This window comes from Flavobacterium sp. (genome assembly GCF_050696275.1).
In the GTDB taxonomy this organism is placed as follows: Bacteria; Bacteroidota; Bacteroidia; order Flavobacteriales; family Flavobacteriaceae; genus Flavobacterium.
In genome coordinates this window covers 17,204-38,142 of the sequence record NZ_JBOGUT010000032.1, presented here as the reverse complement: position 1 = coordinate 38,142, position 20,939 = coordinate 17,204, and the positions used below count along the sequence as shown (strand labels likewise).

Here is a 20,939-nt window from a genome sequence, read left to right as displayed (position 1 = left end):
ATTATTTTGTCCAAAAATGGAAATCCCTTTCCAATTCGTATTTCATTCTGGAAACACTTCTTCGCATTATGAAATAAGGAATACCCAGCATTAGTAAAGCATGGATGAAAAAGATGGGAAAGATAAAGAGAGGAGCTTCTGCTTCCTCATTGAAAAGAAAAGTCAATATAATTGTGGTAAGAAAGACGAGGTAAATCACAAACAGGAAAACATAGAAAAACTTCATCGAAGAATGAAAGCCTTTTATGTCCGTTTCCAATACAAGCTTACCTTCTTTTTCTTTCATTGTTCCTTCTGCAACGGCAAAACTCCGACTGTTGTCAAAAATTTTACGGCGTCTTCTTAACTTAAATACGGAATTGTCTACAGTTCCTTTGTATTCGTTTTTACTGAAAGTGAGCGCTTCAAAAAAAGAATCAATAAGATTCAAATCAGATTCATCAACGTTTTTTTGAAAACCTCTTATAAAATCATTTTTAGTACTGTCTAATTCTATGGTGATGTTGTCTAACAGTTTTATTTTTCTTAAAAAATCGCTCATTCTTTCTGCTTATAGATTACATGGATGTCAAATATATAAAAAAAATCCCTGCAATTAATTTGCAGGGATTGATAAGCATTGATAGTTGTTTTTGTTTTTAAAAGCCGTATTTTTATCTCACTAACTGTATTGCTCTTTTGTTCCTTGGGTTAACAACTACATCAATCAGATGCTCAAGATTTTCTTTATTTAAATCGTACTGATCATTGTCTAAAAGAAAAGTTTGGTATTCTAACATTCTTCTGTATTTAGACAACTGATACTCACAATGAGAGTTCACGTATAATCCTTTATATTCAGGCCACATATTCATATTGTCAATCATGAACAACATATAGTGATAATGTGGATCTTTTTTGGAATCAAAACCTTCGAACTTGATTTTTTCCAAATCAAATTCTTTCTTCTCTTTATCTGTTAATGTTTGAATTGTATCTTCAATTCGTCTGTACATTAACAAAATCTGAGTCGTTTCTTCACAAATTTCTAACGGGATTTCTTCGGTATTTAAATCGAAAACTTCATAATACTGTTCAGTATATCCGTTTTCTAAGATTTCTATTTTAGTCTCATAATTTTGAGCATCATTTCCAATTTTAGAAAGGATTCGAAATTGATTGGCTAAAATTTGTCTTTCAACAACTGATAAAGTCTCTGGAATCATACTCTTTCTTTTTTGGTTATAACAATGGTTCAAGTTATAAGAATTTTAATCTATCATTTTAACTGTGGTATAGTCAACCTGAAATAAAATCCGTTAAATTTGTTATACAATAGTACTACGATAAATGAGGCGGGAGTTACGGTTTTACCTCATTTATTGTTAAAAATCATCCCAAAAAAATATTTTTTGTGAAATTTGTAAGAATATTACTCAACAACTGAAAGCTTGAATCCTATTCCATGTAGATTTTCAATTGATATCCCTTTTTCATCCGTAAGAATTTTCCTTAATCTTGAAATAAAGACATCTAAACTGCGTCCCATGAAGTAGTCATCATTACCCCAAAGTGAGGTCAAAATCTGCTCTCTTTTCAGTACCGTATTTTTATTGTCAAGGAATAATTTCAGTAAATCAGATTCCCTTTGAGTCAGGTTTATTTTCTCTGAATCATTAAAAACAACATAATTTTTACTGTCGAAGAAATATTTTCCAATAGTATAAATTGATTTTTCAGTACTATGGTTTTTTTGCGAACGCTTCAGGAAGATTTCGATTTTCAAAAGCAGTTCTTCGATACTGAAAGGCTTAACAAGATAATCATCAGCACCCAAACGCAATCCTTTAATACGATCTTCTTTTAAGGTTTTGGCAGACAGGAAGATAATAGGAATGTCAGCATTGATTTTCCTTATTTCTGTGGCCAATTCAAATCCGTCCATCTTTGGAAGCATAATATCTAGAATGCAAATATCAAAATGTTCTTTTTTGAATGCCTCCAAACATACATCGCCAAGACCGCAATGGGTCACTTCATACCTGTTTTGTTCCAAATTATCTTTGGTTAGGAAAGCTAATGTTTCATCATCTTCGGCATAAAGGATTTTATGGAGCTGCATTATTTTTGGGGAATTAAAAGTGTAATAGTGATACCTTTCTCTGAATTATTTTTTGCATTTATTTTCCAATGATGCAAGTTGCATATTTTTTTTACATAATACAAACCAAGTCCAAAACCGTTTACTTCATTGCTTTTGGTGCTCGGAATTCTATAAAACTTATCAAATATAAAAGAAATATCCTTACGTGAAATACCAATGCCATTATCTGTAAATTCAATCTTAAGCTGCTGATTTTCTTTGCTTAACCGAATGGTAATCTCTGGTTTGCCATCACAATATTTTACTGAATTGTCAAGCAGATTGTATATCAGGTTGGTAAAATGAAATTCATCGGCTTCAATACTGCAATTGTTGTCCTTAGTATGTATATGGACTGTAATATCAGGGTATTTTAATTGAATGTTTTCAATCACTGACTTTATGATTGGGACAACCATAGTAGGTTGCCTGTCTAAATGTAATGGTGAATTGTCTGACTTAGCAATATTTAATATTTTCTCAATGTGGCTGTTTAGTTTGTTACTTTGGTTGATGATAATCTCAGTATATTTCTCCAGTTTTTCATCTGATTTTATCTGCTCTTGTTTTATTAAATAATTAGAAGCAATTAGTATTGATGAAAGCGGAGTTTTAAATTCGTGTGTCATATTATTGATGAAATCACGTTGCAGCTCGGAGTATTTTTTTTGCTGAAGAAGTGTAAAAATAGAGTAGACGTAAACCAGTAAAATAACAATAAGTGCAAACGAAAGTACAAACCAGAATTTCAAGGAGCTGAATAAATAGCTGGTTTCATTTGGAAATCGAATTGCAAAATAATAGACCAGGTTTTTATGCTTAGGAAAATAAACCGATTGTTTTGTTTTGGATTTATCCGAAAGTGAGACATAATTGCCATAAACCATTTCGTCGCTCTGACAATTGTACATGGCGTATTCGAAATCGGTTGTGATATTGATTTTTTCGAATTCGGATTTTAAATAAAATTCCAGAATATCAGGCTCAAAATCATTATTTACATTGACAATATAATAGTCATTGGAGATTTTCTGTACCGGATTTTCAGAAGGTAATTCATTGTTTACACCTTCATATAGTTTTTTAGCAACCTCAAGCAAGGCAATATGCGCTTTTTGGCTGAATTTTTTTTCTTCGAGTGTGAAAGCTTGTTTCGTCCAGAGCAACTGCGCCACCAGAATACCTATAATGGCAATCAGTCCCAGGACTATAATGGTATTAAGTTTATTAATTTTCAAGAAACATCGATTTTATAAAGTGTAATATTAATCAAAATTCAGCTTTATTTATTGTATTAACAACTCGTTAACAAACGTTTGAAATCGATTAACAAGAGGCTTTGATTTTACGGATTACTTTTGGATAGTTCAAATTTGACAAACTAAATAAACTATTCATCAAAATTTAAAAACAGAAAGTATGAAAACTATTAAAATTACAATGTTGGCTCTGACTTTAGCATTAATGTCATTTACTGTTGCTCCAACTAAAACCGATGCAGTTAAAACCGAAACCGGTACTTCTCCAGTTTCATGGAAAACAGAACAAATTGATTTGGGTGAGATTCCACAGAATAAACCTAAGACAATCGAATTTGAATTCAAAAATACAGGAAAAGCAGCAGTAATTATTACGAATGTTAAAGCTTCTTGCGGATGTACAGCAACAGATTATACTAAAACTCCGATTCAGCCAGGAGAAACCGCAAAGATTGCTGCAACTTATAATGCAGCGGCGAAAGGTCCTTTTACTAAAACAGTAACTGTAACCACTAATGCTGAAGAAGCATCAAAAGTATTGTCTTTCAAAGGAACAGTAATATAATTAATAAGGGTTGGTTAAACTAAAAACTCCAAAACGATTATTTGTTTTGGAGTTTTTTTATTTGTTTCATTATTGAATGCTAAACTGCAGGCTCACCGTAAAGGTCAAACTCAGTGGCATCAATGATTTTTACATTGGTAAAGTCACCTGTTTTTAAATAGAATTTTGAGGCGTCAATTAATACTTCATTGTCTACGTCAGGACTGTCAAATTCTGTTCTTCCGATAAAATACTGACCTTCTTTTCGGTCAATAATACATTTAAAAGTCTGTCCTATTTTTTCCTGATTCAAATCCCACGAAATTTGCGACTGTAAATCCATGATTTCTGCAGCACGTGCTTGTTTCACTTCATTTGGAACATCATCTTCCAATGAAAAGGCATGTGTATTTTCTTCATGAGAATAGGCAAAACATCCCAAACGCTCAAATTTCATTTCCTGTACCCAATCTCTCATGATTTCGAAATCTTCCTGAGTTTCACCTGGATAACCTACAATTAATGTAGTTCTGATTGTCATTCCCGGAACTACTTCCCGGAATTCTTTCAGTAATTTAGTTGTCTTTTCTTTTGTAGTTCCTCTGCGCATTGATTTCAGAATATTGTCTGAAATATGCTGTAACGGAATGTCGATATAATTACAGATTTTAGGTTCTTTCTTCATCAATTCCAGCACATCCATTGGAAAGCCGGTTGGGAAAGCATAGTGTAAACGAATCCATTCGATACCTTCAACTTTAACCAAATTTTCAAGCAATTCGGCCAAATTACGTTTTTTGTATAGATCTAATCCGTAGTAGGTTAAATCCTGAGCAATCAGAATTAATTCTTTTACGCCATTTTTAGCCAGACCTTCTGCTTCTTTAACTAATTTTTCTATAGATTGTGAAACGTGTTTTCCTCGCATTAAAGGAATAGCACAGAAACTGCACGGACGGTCACAACCTTCTGCGATTTTTAAATAAGCGTAATTTTTCGGTGTTGTTGTTAAACGCTCACCCAATAATTCATGTTTGTAATCAGCACCCAAAGCTTTTAACAAAAGAGGCAATTCGGTAGTACCGAAATACTGGTCAACATTTGGGATTTCTTTTTCCAAATCAGGACGGTAACGCTCTGATAAACATCCTGTAACAAATACTTTATCTACAATGCCTTTTTCTTTTTTGTCTGCATATTCAAGAATAGTATTTACTGATTCTGCTTTTGCATTATCAATAAAACCACAGGTGTTTATGACTACAATATTGCCTTCTTGCTCGTGTACAACATCTTTCCCGCTGGCTTTTAGTTGTCCCATCAAAACCTCACTATCGTAAGTGTTTTTGGAACAGCCAAGGGTTATTACGTTGATTTTATTTTTCTTTAACGATTTGGTTCTCATACAGTTGAAAATTGGAGTGCAAAATTACGCTTTTTATACTTAGAAGCACCATCGTTTGGGATTTTTTTAAAAAATTGTCATGCTATGACTTCTGTTTTGTTGTTGTTATCGGGTATGAAAAGATGTTTTTTTCGGATAAGAAGTATGATTCTGTTGAGGTTAAATCAGAATAATAGGGATTAAAAAAGAGTCACTTCGGAAGGAAATGACTCTTAAATAATCTTTTTTATTTTTTCTACTGAATGATAATAATAAAAGTAGAACAAAATCTAAATTGAGCGTTCGGAATATTACAATTCAAAAGCTAAAGTAAGCGTGATATTATTATTTTTAGTTTCAATTTTTGCTCTGTCGGTCATGCCTTGAGATAAAAACTGTTCACCATAACTGCGTTTTGATGTTGAATATGCTAAGTCTAATTTGGTTGAACCGAAATTATACCCAACACCTCCGGAATAGCCTTTTAAATCACTCATGTAATTTTTATCATCGTATGGACTTCCTTCGTTACGGTATCCTGCTCTCAAACTCCATTGTTTGATTTTATGTTCGGCACCGATTCTAAAGTCATAGGCACGTGTTAAAGTTGTTGCCATAGCTCTATTTAGTATGCTGAAATCGCTTTGTGGCTTAAATTTAGTATTACTGTAATCTTTAGTGCTGACATCAATACTTATTAATCCTGCTTTGCCAAAAACAGAAGCTAAACTTAAAGTCCATTTGCTTGGAGTACTTATTTTATAAGGTTCGTACACATTTATAACACCAGGATCTTCGTTATACGATGGGTCAGGACAGTCTGCACAAACGGTAACCAGATTTTGCGAAAGTTCTTCGTTAAGCGTCATCCAGGTTGGTGATTCATAAGCAAGACCTATTCTTATTTCTTTTGTAGGTTTAACAATGGCTCCTAATTGAAATGAAAATCCTGAACCATACGTATATAAGTTATTATTATATCGGAATCGTTGTACGCCTTGTGTAGCATTTGCATTTGTTGCTCCGGCATAATCTTCATAAAAACTGGTAGATCTTCTGTAATCAGAAAAATGAGCATTTAAGTTAATACCCAAAAACAAAAAGTCTTTATACTGACTCGCAGCATTAAATGAGAGTTTTCCATTGTATCCGGTGCTTGAAATTTCATTTTCCTGATGGTAATTTCCAGTAGCTACAATATTAGGGTAGTACAATGTATTGTTAGGATTTGCACTATCGTCCGGGTTAATTAAAAAGGCATAATAGGCCAGGGAAGCTTGTTGTTCGCCATAGTTTAATTCAGCATAATCATATCCTTCAATGATTCCTAATTTAACTCCGTTTGCATAATTTACAAAATAGTTTGTTCCTGAATTTAATGGATTTCTTCCTGCTGAAAACAGATCGTTATCGAAGTTGTTTAAATTCTCATAATTTACTGCCAAAGAGAATTTTTTCCAATCACTTTTTTCATTAGGGCTTACAAAAGTCAAAACACCCCCGACTTGATTTAAATCAAAGGAATTATTGTTTTCGGAAGTTTTTGTTCCGAAATAATTTGAATTATTTTTAGTGTTGAAGTTACTTACGGTTATCGCTATTTGATTGTTGGCAAAAACTGCAGAACCGGCAGGATTTATACTTACAGCAGACAAATCGCCTCCGAGCGCTCCAAAAGCACCGCTCATGGCCCTAAAACGGGCTGTTCCGGTGAGATTATCCTGTGCGTACCTTAAAGCATCAGAGATTTCTTGGGCTTGAACTCCTGAAATACAAAGTGCAAGCGAAAAAAAAGAGATGTATTTTTTCATATGTGTTAATTTTAAGTCAAAAAAAACCTATGCAAAACATGGGCTGAATTGCATAGGTTTCAAATAGTATTTTTTATCCTCTTCTGCCTCCTCGGCCTCCTCCTCCAAATGAACCGCTACTTGAGCCTGATGATCTTGGTGATTCATAAGAACTGCGAGGTGAAGAACTTTCTGATCTTGGTGGTCTTGGAGTATTGTTTTCAGGACTCAATCTTGGCGGACTTGATTCCGTTCTGGTTCTTGGAACCGATTCTGTTCTTATTCTTGGTCTTGGCACAGATTCTGAGTTCGGTCTAGGTCTTGGTGTATTGTAAATAGTATTTCCTGAAGACGTTTCAGGTCTTACATCTCTTCTTCTAGGCGGTTGTGTTGTTCTTGGATTTTGAAATTCATCATTACTTCTAGGCGATAAAGAAGAACCTCTTCGTCTTGGAGTATAATTAGTCGAAGAGTTGTTTTGGTTCGAATATCTGTTTCCATTGTAAGCAGAACCTCTTCTTCCTCTATTATAAACATAATCATTTCCATAATAGTAACCATTGTTCCAGTGGTTGTTATAGCTGTAATATCCTCCATAATAATAAGGATTATACCATCCCCAATTTGGTCCGTAATAACCGGAATAGCCCCAATAAGGATTACACCAGCCATTATTCCATGAGTTCCAACCTATATAAATCCCGCTGTTCCAAGGTCTGTAACCCCAATAGTTACCCCAATAACCGGAGTTGTAACCGCTCCATCCCCAACTGTTATCATAAACATTTATGGTAATATTTTCATTGTTGGTTCCCCAGCCTCCGTAATTGGTATCGGATTCTTCGTTTTGGGTTTGATTATTGTCGCTTGAATAGTTTTCTACATCTGTAAAAGATTCAGATTGGTCCTCGCTGTAATTGTAAGCATTTGAACCAAAGTACTCTTTGTATTTTTGATTGGTTTCCGAAACAGTGTTGTTTTTTGCATCGGAAGAGACTTCTCCTGTTTCTTGTTTTTGAGCACCGTAAATCCCATCATTGTCGTAATAGGATTTATTCTGATAAGTTCCACATGACACAGAAACTAATCCTAATAATCCAACAATGGACTTTAGGAGTATATTTCCTGTAGAAAAGTTATAAGTTTTCATATCGTTGAGTTTTTTATTGTTGGACAATACAAAAATAGTTAGTTTTGTCAAACTATTTTATTATTATTATAAAGGTACAATATTTGTGCCAAACTTTTCAATATGAGCAAGAACTTAACAAAACGTTTAGAAGATTATTCAAAATGGTATAACGAGCTGGTGGTTAAAGCGGATTTAGCTGAAAATTCGGGAGTTAGAGGTTGTATGGTAATTAAACCTTATGGATATGCCATTTGGGAAAAAATGCAGGCGGAATTGGATAGAATGTTTAAAGAGACAGGGCATAGCAATGCTTATTTCCCATTATTTGTTCCGAAAAGCATGTTTGAGGCTGAGGAAAAAAATGCTGAAGGTTTTGCTAAAGAATGCGCTATCGTGACTCATTACAGATTAAAAAACGATCCTGACAAACCAGGAAAACTAATGGTTGATCCAAATGCTAAGCTGGAGGAAGAGTTAATTGTCCGTCCTACCAGTGAGGCTATTATATGGAGTACTTATAAAAACTGGGTGCAGTCTTACAGAGATTTACCTTTGTTAATTAACCAATGGGCAAATGTGGTTCGTTGGGAAATGCGTACACGTTTGTTTTTACGTACAGCCGAATTTTTATGGCAGGAAGGGCATACCGCGCATGCAACTAAAGCAGAAGCAATTGAAGAATCTGAAAAAATGATGAACGTATATGCTGAATTCGCTGAAAACTTTATGGCAATTCCAGTTATAAAAGGGTTAAAAACCGAAACAGAACGTTTTGCCGGTGCAGAAGAAACCTACTGTATTGAAGCTTTAATGCAAGATGGAAAAGCGCTTCAGGCTGGGACATCTCATTTTTTAGGTCAGAATTTTGCTAAGGCATTTGATGTAAAGTTTGCTAATCAGGAAGGAAAGCAAGAGCATGTTTGGGGAACATCCTGGGGTGTTTCAACACGTTTGATGGGCGCCTTGGTTATGACGCACTCTGATGATAACGGTTTGGTTTTACCTCCAAATTTAGCGCCAATTCAAGTGGTTATTGTGCCTATTTTTAAAACCGATGAAGAGTTTGAAAAGATTTCGGCTGTAGCGAATGATTTGACAGCGCAATTCAAAAAAATGAGAATTTCTGTTAAGTACGATGACAGAACAACTCAAAAGCCAGGATTTAAATTTGCAGAATGGGAATTGAAAGGAGTTCCGGTTCGAATTGCTATTGGTCCTAAAGATTTAGAAAACGGAACTTTTGAAGTAGCACGTCGTGATACATTGACAAAAGAGGCAAAATCTGCTGATGGAATTGCAAATTATGTTTATGATCTTTTAGAGCAAATTCAAAACGATTTATTTGCCAAAGCTTTGGAATATAGAGATACTCATATTACTGAAGTTTCTAATTTTGAGGAATTTAATAAAGTTCTTGAAGAGAAAGGTGGTTTTGTTGCCGCACATTGGGACGGAACCGCAGAAACCGAAGAGAAAATTAAGGAGCTTACAAAGGCAACAATTCGTTGTATTGCTTTAGATAGAAAGGAAGAGGTGGGAAGCTGTGTATTTACTGGTAAGCCATCTATCGGAAGGGTTCTTTTTGCTAAAGCGTACTAAATAAATTTAAAAATAATTCAAAAAATGTTATCTAGCTATTGCGAAAATAAAAAATAGTTGTATTTTTGCACTCGCATTACAAAAATAATGTAATGGCCCGTTCGTCTATCGGTTAGGACGCCAGGTTTTCATCCTGGTAAGAGGGGTTCGATTCCCCTACGGGCTACTATTGAATTATTGAGGTTACAAACAGTCTAAGGCCCGTTCGTCTATCGGTTAGGACGCCAGGTTTTCATCCTGGTAAGAGGGGTTCGATTCCCCTACGGGCTACAATTAGTTGTAAATAAGTTTTATAAAATAAAGGTTGGTGTCTCGATTTTTATTTTATTAGTTAAAACCAAAGTGATCGTTTAAAGATTGTGGGAGGTTTTTCTTTTTTAACTGATAGTTTATAAATAATTATTACAATTAAAAAAATCAAGTAAAATGGCAAATCATAAGTCAGCTTTAAAAAGAATTAGAAGCAACGAAAAGAAAAGAGTGTTAAACAGATACCAACACAAAACTACTCGTAACGCTATCAAAGCATTAAGAATGGCAACTGTGAAATCTGAGGCTTCTGCAAAATTATCAAACGTTATCTCAATGATTGATAAATTAGCTAAGAAAAACATCATTCACGATAATAAGGCATCAAACTTAAAATCTAAATTAACTAGATTCGTTTCTGCTCTATAATATTATTAGCGTTCAAAATTTATAAGAAAAGCTCCTTTTTTAGGGGCTTTTTTTGTGCTTTTAACTTTGAGATTATTGCTTTTGAACGGCCTGGATTTTGTTTTCCAGGATTTCAATTTTCAATTTTACTGATTTTGATTCAAAAAAACGAATGGTATTCAAAATCCATTGTAATGTTCTGACTGGGCTTATCAGCGCGATTCCCAGCTTCCAGATGGCATAGTCTCTTTCGGTGATGATTTTTTGATCATTGTTTTTGTCACTGTTCAGTTGACCTGCAAAATCCCACGCTCCCTTTCGGGCTGTTGCTATACTGAATTGAATCAGTTTGTCATCCCATTGTTTGGCTAGCGGCATCAACACTCTAAAAACAGGTGAGATACTTCCCATATTTCTTTTAGCTTCTTCTGTGAGGTCGGACAATACATCATTGATGTGATTGAAGTCGTTTTTGATACCATCCAAAGGAAAATCGCCAATAGTATTGATGGTGGCAATTCCTAAGTCAAGATTAATATGCGCATTAATTCCGAGTAAAAGATGCTGGAGAACAATATGATGCTCTTTCTCTTTGGCATCGAAGGCTACTTTCCAGCTTTTCGAAATGGTTTTATTGTTTTTATAATCAAAATATGCTTTGCAATACCTGTTGGCAAAAAACACATCTAATTTTTCCATTCTGACGTTGTCTTCAAAACGATTGTAGTGAATGCCTTCTTTTACACTCAGGGTGACTTTTCGATATAAAACAGCAAAGAAACCCAGTGAACAGTTGTTTACTTTGCAGTCTTCTACAATTTGGTCAAGTGTAATAATTACTTCGTCTATCGTTTTACATTCCATCGTAAGTGAATTCGTATGTTTTTTGATAAAAATAGCAATAATTTCTTATTGTTTTTGTCTTTTGGAAATAAAAAGAAATATTGATTTCTGTTGCGATAGGATGTCTAAAATGTTAAGTTATCTCTTTGGAAATTAAAGAGATAAAACAATGCTATGATTAATGTATTTTTTTATGTACTTTTGCACCCACAAAAAAATACACATGGAATCTATTAGAAACATTGCAATTATTGCTCACGTCGATCACGGTAAGACTACCTTGGTTGATAAAATCATGTATCACTGTCAATTATTTCGTGATAACGAAAACACAGGTGACTTAATCTTAGACAACAACGACCTTGAGCGTGAGAGAGGAATTACAATTACTTCTAAGAACGTTTCGGTTTCTTACAAAGGAACTAAGATTAATATTATCGATACTCCTGGTCACGCCGATTTCGGTGGAGAAGTAGAACGTGTATTGAACATGGCTGATGGTGTTTGTTTGCTTGTTGATGCTTTTGAAGGACCAATGCCTCAAACTCGTTTCGTATTGCAGAAAGCAATCGACTTAGGATTGAAGCCTTGCGTTGTAATTAATAAAGTAGATAAAGAAAACTGTACTCCGGAAGATGTACATGAAAAAGTATTCGACTTAATGTTTGAATTAGGTGCAGAAGAATGGCAGTTGGACTTTCCAACAGTTTATGGTTCTGCTAAAAATAACTGGATGTCTGATCATTGGGAAAACGTAACTGATAATGTTGAAGCATTATTAGATATGGTTGTTGATAATGTACCAGCTCCTAAAGTATCAGAAGGAACTCCTCAAATGTTGATTACATCTTTAGATTTCTCAGCGTTTACAGGACGTATCGCTATCGGTCGTTTGGAAAGAGGTGTTTTGAAAGAAGGAATGCCAATTTCTTTGGTAAAAAGAGATGGTACAGTAACTAAATCTAGAATTAAAGAATTACATACTTTTGAAGGTCTTGGACGTAAAAAAGTAACAGAAGTAATTGCTGGAGACATTTGTGCTATTGTTGGTGTTGAAGGTTTTGAAATTGGTGATACTATTGGTGATTTTGAAAACCCAGAAGGTTTAGCTTCAATTGCAATTGATGAGCCAACAATGAGTATGTTGTTTACGATTAACGATTCACCTTTCTTTGGTAAAGAAGGTAAATTCGTAACTTCTCGCCACATTAGAGAAAGACTTACAAAAGAATTAGAGAAAAACTTAGCCATGAGAATGGGTGAAACTGATTCTGCTGATAAATTTATGGTTTTTGGTCGTGGAGTATTGCACTTATCTGTTCTTATTGAAACAATGAGAAGAGAAGGGTATGAATTGCAAATTGGTCAGCCACAGGTTATCATTAAAGAAATTGATGGTCAAAAATGTGAACCTATTGAGGAATTAACAATCGATTTGCCAGAAACGCTTTCTGGAAGAGCGGTAGAGTTTGTTACCATGCGTAAAGGAGAAATGTTGAGTATGGAAACTAAAGGGGAACGTATGATTGTTAAATTTAATATTCCATCACGTGGAATTATTGGATTGCGTAACCAATTATTGACTGCAACAGCTGGTGAGGCTATTATGGCACACCGTTTTATAGGATATGAGCCTTACAAAGGAGAAATTGCTGGACGTAACAAAGGTTCATTAATCTCTATGGAAAAAGGAAAAGCAATTCCTTATTCTATCGATAAATTGCAAGATCGTGGTAAATTCTTTGTTGAGCCAAATACTGAAATCTATGAAGGTCAAGTAATTGGAGAAAACTCTCGTGGAGATGATATGTGTGTAAACGTAACGAAAGAGAAAAAACAGTCTAACGTTCGTTCGTCTGGAAATGATGAAAAAGCTAGAATTATTCCTCCGATCATTTTCTCTCTTGAAGAAGCTTTAGAATACATTCAAAAAGATGAGTATGTTGAGGTTACGCCAAGATCTATCCGTTTAAGAAAAATCTATTTGACTGAAAACGACAGAAAAAGATTTAAAGTCTAAATCTGAGTTAATTTATATTAAAAGAAACCATCAGCGAAAGTTGGTGGTTTTTTTATAGGAAGTATTTGCTAAAGTACGGAGCGTTTTTGCTGATTTCAAATTAGAAAAGCCAATAAAAAGCCCAGCTGTTGCCGGGCTTAATTTTGAATATAGCTGTTATTTATCTTTTTAAAGTAAAATTACCTTTGGCACTTCTGCCGTTTTCAAATTGGACAGTATACCAATAATCATCTGCAGGCAGTAATGTTCCGCCAAAAGTACCATCCCATCCTCTGCCTGAAGGAGAAATTTGCTTAAGTAGTTTTCCGAAGCGATTGAAAATATAAATCACCGTTCTTGCATCCGATACGGCATTTAGCCCTTTTATATTCCAGGAATCATGAATTCCATCGCCATTTGGTGTGAAAAACTTCGGAGCTCCTAAAATATAAACCTGCTTTTCTGAGGTGCCGCATCCTTTTTTATCCTTTACATAAATAATATGCACTCCAGCGGAAACATTAGCGAATACATTGCTGTCTTGGAAAGGGCCGGAAGCATCATCCAGACTGTACTGATAATCTCCAACTCCCGATGTATTTACAGTAATTGTGTTGTTATCCTCTAAATCGACAATAGTAGCTGGAAGTATCGTGGCAATGTCGGAAGCAAGTACTTGCGTTGAGATTGTTTTAAAACAATGTGTAGCGTTATTTGTTACGGTAACGGAATAATTTCCTGGAGCAAACGCATTTATAGCAGCTGTTGTTTCGCCGTTTGGTGTCCAAAGAAAAGAGTAAGCAGCAGGATTGTTTATTACTGCTTCTACTTTAGCAGGTCTGTCAGGCATGTTTAAACAAAGAATATCGCTGTTTTGAATGGTAAAATTCGGCAACGGATTTACACTAAGATTGATGATGTTTATTCCGACGCAATCATTACCGTTTTCGATTCGGGCATATAGTGTCTGATTGCCAAATTGCATTGTTGTTATCGCATTTTGTTCTAACAAGGCATCAGACGAAGTCAGATAATAGGTCACGGTATTTCCCGGAGTTTCAAAACCGGCATTGGCTAAATTAAATGTAGTGATTCCGTCTTCGGTAGTGTCATCACAAACTGAGAGGCTTTTTGTCACCGTAGGGTTTGTATTAACATTCAGAGTCAACTGTGTAAAACTGTAGCAATTGGTGGTATTGTCTGTTACTTTTACCGTTAAAACCTGAGGATTAGCAGTGTTGTTATAACTTGATCCTAATGCATTTGTATTATTTTGGGCATCGGTTGGATTCAGGTAAAATACGGCAGTCAGATTAGGATCATTGGCAGTCAGAGCACTATTGGCTTCAGCCAGATTAAAAGTGGTTAATCCGTCAGGAAAAATTTCAAAATCACATTGTGTAAGGGTAGCTGGATTTGCATTTGGAATTCTTTTAATAATGATGTTAAACGGTTTATAAGCATAACATCCGGTTACTGTATTTCTTATTTTGGCCCATATTCTTTCATTTGTGAATGCAGTTTGGTTAATGTATGCAGTTGGCAGCACAATAGCATCATCTTCAGTAGGATGGTAAGTTACCACAATATCACTATTACCATTAATCAGACCAGTATCGTTGGCAAAAAGATTAAAAGTCACGAACCCGTTATTGTCTAAATCACAATCCGCAATATCAACAGGATCAGGTGTTTGGAAAGGTGTGACGGCAAGTGTAAATTCTGAAGTAGAAAAACATTCTGTAATGCTGTTTTGCAACCTAAGGTATACGGTTTGCGGATTTGAAGTGTTTTCGTAACTGCCTGGATTGGCAATGGGATTCAGACCAACAATTGCATCATTTTCAGAAGTATGAAAAGTAGCCAGAATGTTGAGTTGTGAGCCGATAGCAAGCCCTTCATTCGGAGTCAGGTTGAAAATAGCCTTGTCGTCTACAAGAACTCCATCACAATTTTCAAGATTTAATGTTGCCCCTGTGACCGTATTGTTGAAACTTGGCGGCTGATTGAAAGTAGCTGTTCCTGTCCAGTTGATGGAAAAATTTGTCTCTCCTTCAAATCGATCGATGACAACGTAATACGTTTCGCCGGCAACCACATCAATCCATCGGACAAAATTATTTCCATCTGCTCCGGGTCCTTCACTTACATCTGTTTCAGACTGATTCATTCCTGTAATATTGCTGCTGGAGTGTGCGTTACGGGGATTTGTAGTAGAACAGCGAATGGCAGTACCTAAATCACCGCAGGAAGCTGCAGGACCAAAAACATAAAAATCAAAATCGATATCTAAATTGGAGCTTTCGGGTGTAAGTGTAAAACCCAATGTACCACTAGTCTTAATATTGACTTTAATCCAAAGAGTATTATTTTCGCCGCCACTGCACGAATTTTGGCTGGAAATCTCGTCTATTCCGGCACCTGTTATGGACAAATTATTATAGCTGTCATTTCCGCAGGCAACTAACGCATCCGTACAATCGTTTTGCGAATAGGTAAACTGAAAAAAGAATAAAAAAGAGAAATAAAATAATGATTTGTAAAATGACATGAAGCTATTGTTTTGTTTTAATGTGTCTTTATCGTTTTAAGGCAAAATGCCCTTTTGCTGTTCGTCCATTTTCAAATTTGACAGTAAACCAATAATCATCGGCAGGCATTTGAATTCCATTAAAAGTTCCATCCCAGCCATTTCCTAACGGAGTTACCTGCTTTAATAATTTTCCAAAACGATTAAAAATATAAATGACAGTATTTGCATTCGATGCAGAACTTATACCTTGTACGTTCCAGTAATCGTGGATCCCATCACCATTTGGAGTAAAGAATTTCGGAGTGCCTAAAATATAAATTTCTTTAGATACTGTTCCGCATCCATTCATGTCTTTTACATAGATAATATGTATTCCAGGCATAACATCAGTAAATACATTGCTTTCCTGGAACGGTCCGAACTCTTCATCTAAACTATACCAATAATCACCTGGGCCGGAAACATTTACTGTCACTGTATTTTCGTCTACCAGATCTTCAATATCAGAGGCTAGAATAGTAGCAATATCCGATGGGACTACATTTATGGTTCTGGTACGGGAACAGTGGGTAATTTTGTCTTCAACTTCGACAGTATACACTCCGGGAGTAGTTACCACTTGTGAATATGCTGTAATTGCAGGAGTTAAAGCACCATTAAAACTCCAATGGTAATTATAGTTATTTTGAGTACTATCATCAAGAAGGCCGGCATCTATAGTTACAGAAAAGGCAGGGATGTTTGTGCAGACAATCTGATTGTTTAGTAAATTGATTTTCGGAACAGGATTGACTACAAAAGGAATAGCAATACTTGCCGTACAATTGGTATTGATACTGCTGCTAACAATGGCTCTAATCGTTTGTGTTGCCGACATAAATGTAGTCGGGAATGGACTCGTAACAGGATTTCCTGCGGCATCCAATAAAGGATTATTAGCAAAGTCAGTATACATAATAGTTACATTTGATTGGCCGTTTATGATCTCACTTTCAAGGGTTGCCGTATTAAACGGATATTCACCATCCTGCTGGCTTGGATTAGCCTCGTCATCACAGACGGTTGCAACTAAAGTTGTCGGAGCAAATGCATAAGGAGTTGCATCAACGGTAAATGTTATGGTTGTTTCATCATAACATGCTTGTGGTGTATTGTTTGTCAGTCTGGCTCTTATAGTTTGTGTAGCTGTTGTGAATGTAGAAGGGAAAGGACTTGGTAATGGATTATTTACTCCGTCAAAATAAGTAACCGATACATTTGCCAGCGATTGTCCACCAAGTAATGTTGACTCCAAGGCTGCCGTATTGAAAGTAAAAAGACCGTCATGATCGTCATCGCATTGGTTTTGAATAATTACCGGATTTGCTAAAGGCAGTGCTTCTACGGAAAGTTTGATGAATGGTCCAAGTCCGAAACAGCCTTCACCAATTACATTTTCAACACGAACCCAAATGTCTTGTTGGTTTTGGCATCCGACACAGTTATTTCTATAATTTGAGATGTCGGCAATTTCATTTTGAATGGCAAGTGCATCCGTTTCGTTTTTATAATATTTTATTACATAATTAGAAGCAGGAGGTGGTAATTGACTTATAATCCCGTTTACAGGATCTGTTTCTGCAATCGAGAAGTCGAAATTAGCAATACCATCTCTTCTGTTTGTATTTACATCTCCTGAAACTGATCCGTCGGCAGCTAAAGTATCATCACAAACTGGCTGAATCATGTAACTGTATGTTTGAGGAATATTAGATACTGAAACAGCTAAATTTAACTGTGCCACACTGAAACAATTATTTCCATTGACTACTCTTGCCCAAACCTGCATAGGAGAGGCAGTATTTACAAATGCAATCGGGTCAGCAATTAATTGTGCAGCATCAGCTGTGTTTGCACCAGCTAAAGTTTTGTAATAAGTGAATGTTTCCGCCAAATGATTTGCAGAAATAACATCGTTTTTGATTGTTAAATTGAAAGAGGTGATTAAATCTAAATCATCATCACACTGTACAATTGTTACATTATTAACAATCGGTAAAGGATAAATAGTAAGAGTAGCGTCTGCAGAAAGTAATCCGCAGGAATTACCTGTTTTATCTAAACGAACTCTGTATTTATAGTTATTCATCGTATTTGCAACACCAGTAAGAGTCATCGTATTTGTTGTTACGCCGGAATATGTTGCATCGTTTGTGATATTATTCCAGGTTACTCCATCTGCAGAAACTTGCCATTGATAAGTATTCCCTCCATTGTCAGCGACTGAAATAGATGTATTTTGTAATTCGCAGACAGGAGAAACAGCAGGCTGTGTTGTAATGGCAATTGGAGCCGCGATTGTATAGTTATTGTTTGGAGCTACATAACCGGCAGCGCTTGTTACCTGTCCATTTGTATTCACGGTTAATGGGTTGTTTCCAAGTAAACCATCACTGTTAGGATCCAGATAACCCGCTTCGATTACGTCGTTACATAAATCGTTATCGCTGTCCAGTTCGCGGTAATTTTTTATTCCATCGGCATCGGTATCCGCAGTTGATTCGCTTGCATCGTAAATTCCGTCATTATCAGAATCGAGATCAAGATAATCAAGAATACCATCGGTATCCGTATCCACAGGAGTTAACCCAGGCTCATAAGCATTGTCGAGTCCATCAAGGTTAATGTCGGCGTTTGCTAAAACTACGGCTGAATTCACCTGAGCTTCAGTGTTGTCATCAATAGTATCATTGTCGCTGTCCGGATCCAGTTGATCTAGTATTCCATCCCCATCGGTATCGTTAGGAATACAAGTTGCAATGAATTTGAAAGTTGATTTATTTCCGGCTGAATCTAAAAGATTCTTATGAGTAATTTTAAAGTTTGTTGTTTGATACGATTGAAATTTGAATGTTCCGGTTCCTGCGGCAAGTGGTGTATTTCCGTTTAGTCTGAAACGTATTTCAAAAGAAGAAAATTGAGTAATACCACTTTCATATATTCCATCATAATTAGTGTCAATTAATAATTGATTTGTTGGATTTAGAACAGTAATGGTTTTGTTGATATCAGAATTGACAATATATTCAGCATTGGCATTCAGTAAATCCGATGCGTTGGCAGTAGTCGGATATTCTAAACTGACAGCAACTGGTTGGGCGAAATTTAAGTTATAAGCAACATAATACCCTTTGCCAGAAGGTATTTCGGTGATAAAACTCCCGTCTGCGCTGCTTACAAAAGGTATTGCAGCGGCAGGAACAGAATTTGTTACCGTACCTGTAAAAGTATTTGAGTAAGTACCAACAGCAACACTACCGGCAGCAGGATTACTGATGTTTATGTTTTGGGAGCCGTAAGATTCGGTACAATTAGTTATACCATCATTATCGTTATCGATATCAATATTATCATTTGCCAAATCACCATCATTATTTGTTGGGCAATCACTAACAGGAATTCGGTCTGATTCGAGGCTTGTATTACAAGCAGATATAGTTGCTTTTACATGATAATATCCGGGCTGGGTTGGGTTGTATTCGTTTGAAATTGCTCCGGGAATTACAGTTTCATTGAAATACCATTGAAATACATCGAAGCCGGTCAGATTATTTACCGCAAGTTTTACATTAGGAATACAATTGGCAATAGTAGCCGTAATTTTATTGAAAGCTACTTCCGGTTTGAAAGTAAATCCAGAGTAAAAACCACCATAAGTTGCAGCACCACTGGAACCAAAATAAGAAAGATATACTGATTCAGAAGAAAATACAGATACATTGCCTGTTAATCCTTCAAAAGTATACGTTTGATAATTAGGATTTCCTGCAACCGGGAAAGGGCCATTTACAGTGACTCCTGCAGTAGGCAGATTCGCTAAAGTATAATTGTTAGCGTTGATGATAAAATTTAACGTTGCTCCAAAACCGGTTACAATACATACAGTTCCGTTGAAGTTGTTTAAATTGCCACCAACTTCATTAATAAAAGGAATGTTATTGATGATTTTAGGAGTTTCACAACTTAATGGAGGTAAAAAATGCATGTTTTGATTTGCCTGATCAGATGTTCCTCCAATTCCTTGGTAAGCAAAAACATTTTTGGAAGTTCTTACATATAAATTTCCATTGGCTGAAAAATCGGAACCAAACATAGCGATATATTCACCTGCATTGATTGTAGCAAAAGGAGTAGCGCTGCCGTTTGTATAGATTTCGGTATTATCTTCATTAGCTATAATCAATGGACGTTCGGTAACATCAAGACCGTTTCCTTTAATAAAAATATATTCTTTTCCGGTCCTTTCTGCAGAAACGATTTGGTCAAAACCCAAATCAAGATTTGATGTTGTCCCATTGCTTCCTGCAAATGAACCGCAATTTACAGCAATAGGTTTATTTGAAGTTATGGATGCTCCTATAAGCCCGTCACGATTGGCATTATCAGGTCCTTGAACTGCAATGACATAGCTTTCACCGCTATTTAATGTAATGTTTCCAGGAGTACTACCGGATGCTGCGTCGTTAACTAGAGAAACTCCAGGTTTGATATCGGCAAAAGAAATCACTGTGTTATTTTCCGTTGCTAAAATAGAAGCGAACGTATAATGATTATCACTGGTTGAAGCTACGCTTGTATTTGTAAAAGCACCAATTCTAAATTTAGTCCCTAATGCAGCAAGTCCTTTTGAAACCAAACCTCCTGCCTGATAATTTAATGGAGTTGAAGTTAGACGGACGGTTACATATACAAGATCTTCGGCCTCTACAATGTAGCCTTTATTATTTTTTATAGTGTTTACATCGCTTGCACTAATTAATAATTGGCTGTCAAAACCCGAACCAATATCAAACTTTACAGGTAAATCTCTGGAAACTACTCCTGTTACGACACCTCCGCCGATAGCAATAATTTTGTAATTTACAGGAGTCAGGCTAGGACAGGAAATGTACATGTATTGGCCTTGAGGCTCCTGACTGTCAGAATTTGACAATGGCGGAATATAATGCGTCTTACTAAATTGTGAAAAACAGCTTATGTTTAATAATATAGTAAGAAATAGTAATTTTAATTTCATGGGAAAAAATTATAAAAATGC

General features: G+C 35.7%; 14 protein-coding genes and 2 tRNA genes. 6 read left to right on the top strand and 10 right to left on the bottom strand.

Translation table 11 applies throughout. The features are described 5' to 3' along the window. Position 1: 1 nt before the first annotated feature. The 4 genes from ACRDEC_RS14390 to ACRDEC_RS14375 form a co-directional block, all read right to left on the bottom strand. Positions 2-541, bottom strand: coding sequence for a hypothetical protein (locus ACRDEC_RS14390; protein WP_431499055.1), 540 nt, complete (start codon positions 539-541; stop codon positions 2-4). A gap of 112 nt (positions 542-653) precedes the next feature. After that, on the bottom strand, positions 654-1,205 hold the full coding sequence (locus ACRDEC_RS14385; protein ID WP_431499054.1) for a YfbU family protein: 552 nt from the start codon (positions 1,203-1,205) through the stop codon (positions 654-656). Between the two features lie 206 nt (positions 1,206-1,411). Further along, positions 1,412-2,101 carry a response regulator transcription factor gene (locus ACRDEC_RS14380; protein ID WP_431499053.1) on the bottom strand — a complete coding sequence of 230 codons (690 nt, stop codon included), beginning with the start codon at positions 2,099-2,101 and terminating at the stop codon, positions 1,412-1,414. Continuing rightward, entirely contained in the window at positions 2,101-3,360 is a 1,260-nt protein-coding gene (locus tag ACRDEC_RS14375; protein ID WP_431499052.1) for a sensor histidine kinase, read from the bottom strand. Before ACRDEC_RS14375 ends, ACRDEC_RS14380 begins: the two co-directional genes overlap by 1 nt. 181 nt (positions 3,361-3,541) lie before the next feature. On the opposite strand from ACRDEC_RS14375, the gene ACRDEC_RS14370 reads away from it, so the two are divergent. Continuing rightward, positions 3,542-3,946, top strand: a complete 405-nt coding sequence (locus ACRDEC_RS14370; RefSeq protein ID WP_431499051.1) for a DUF1573 domain-containing protein — start codon at positions 3,542-3,544, stop codon at positions 3,944-3,946. Between the two features lie 79 nt (positions 3,947-4,025). On the opposite strand, the gene rimO is transcribed toward ACRDEC_RS14370, so the two are convergent. From rimO to ACRDEC_RS14355, 3 genes are all read right to left on the bottom strand, one after another. Continuing rightward, the gene (gene rimO, locus ACRDEC_RS14365) at positions 4,026-5,330 is read right to left on the bottom strand and encodes a 30S ribosomal protein S12 methylthiotransferase RimO (RefSeq protein ID WP_431499050.1); all 1,305 of its coding nucleotides are present in this window, start codon (positions 5,328-5,330) and stop codon (positions 4,026-4,028) included. A 290-nt stretch (positions 5,331-5,620) separates the two neighbouring features. Next, positions 5,621-7,120 (bottom strand): OmpP1/FadL family transporter, encoded by a 1,500-nt coding sequence (locus tag ACRDEC_RS14360; protein ID WP_431499049.1) that lies wholly within the window; start codon positions 7,118-7,120, stop codon positions 5,621-5,623. Positions 7,121-7,193: 73 nt separating this feature from the next. After that, a complete protein-coding gene (locus ACRDEC_RS14355; RefSeq protein WP_431499048.1) occupies positions 7,194-8,249 on the bottom strand; it encodes a hypothetical protein in 1,056 nt (351 codons plus the stop codon). Positions 8,250-8,351: 102 nt separating this feature from the next. Here ACRDEC_RS14355 and proS point away from each other — a divergent pair, with 102 nt between their 5' ends. From proS to rpsT, 4 genes are all read left to right on the top strand, one after another. Then, a complete protein-coding gene (gene proS, locus ACRDEC_RS14350) occupies positions 8,352-9,830 on the top strand; it encodes a proline--tRNA ligase (protein ID WP_431499047.1) in 1,479 nt (492 codons plus the stop codon). 94 nt (positions 9,831-9,924) lie between these two features. Beyond that, a tRNA-Glu gene (locus ACRDEC_RS14345) sits at positions 9,925-9,996 on the top strand. A 32-nt stretch (positions 9,997-10,028) separates the two neighbouring features. Next, a tRNA-Glu gene (locus ACRDEC_RS14340) sits at positions 10,029-10,100 on the top strand. A gap of 156 nt (positions 10,101-10,256) precedes the next feature. Continuing rightward, a complete protein-coding gene (gene rpsT, locus ACRDEC_RS14335; protein WP_431499046.1) occupies positions 10,257-10,508 on the top strand; it encodes a 30S ribosomal protein S20 in 252 nt (83 codons plus the stop codon). 72 nt (positions 10,509-10,580) lie between these two features. Here the strand turns inward: rpsT and ACRDEC_RS14330 are convergent, their stop codons facing one another. Continuing rightward, complete coding sequence (locus ACRDEC_RS14330; protein WP_431499045.1) at positions 10,581-11,351, bottom strand: DUF5995 family protein; 771 nt, start codon at positions 11,349-11,351, stop codon at positions 10,581-10,583. Positions 11,352-11,553: 202 nt separating this feature from the next. On the opposite strand from ACRDEC_RS14330, the gene typA reads away from it, so the two are divergent. Then, entirely contained in the window at positions 11,554-13,350 is a 1,797-nt protein-coding gene (gene typA / locus ACRDEC_RS14325) for a translational GTPase TypA (RefSeq protein WP_431499044.1), read from the top strand. Positions 13,351-13,510: 160 nt separating this feature from the next. Here typA and ACRDEC_RS14320 read toward each other — a convergent pair whose 3' ends face one another. Both ACRDEC_RS14320 and ACRDEC_RS14315 read right to left on the bottom strand, forming a co-directional pair. Continuing rightward, positions 13,511-15,880, bottom strand: a complete 2,370-nt coding sequence (locus ACRDEC_RS14320) for a T9SS type B sorting domain-containing protein (RefSeq protein WP_431499043.1) — start codon at positions 15,878-15,880, stop codon at positions 13,511-13,513. Between the two features lie 28 nt (positions 15,881-15,908). Then, entirely contained in the window at positions 15,909-20,918 is a 5,010-nt protein-coding gene (locus tag ACRDEC_RS14315) for a T9SS type B sorting domain-containing protein (RefSeq protein ID WP_431499042.1), read from the bottom strand. Positions 20,919-20,939 lie beyond the last annotated feature (21 nt).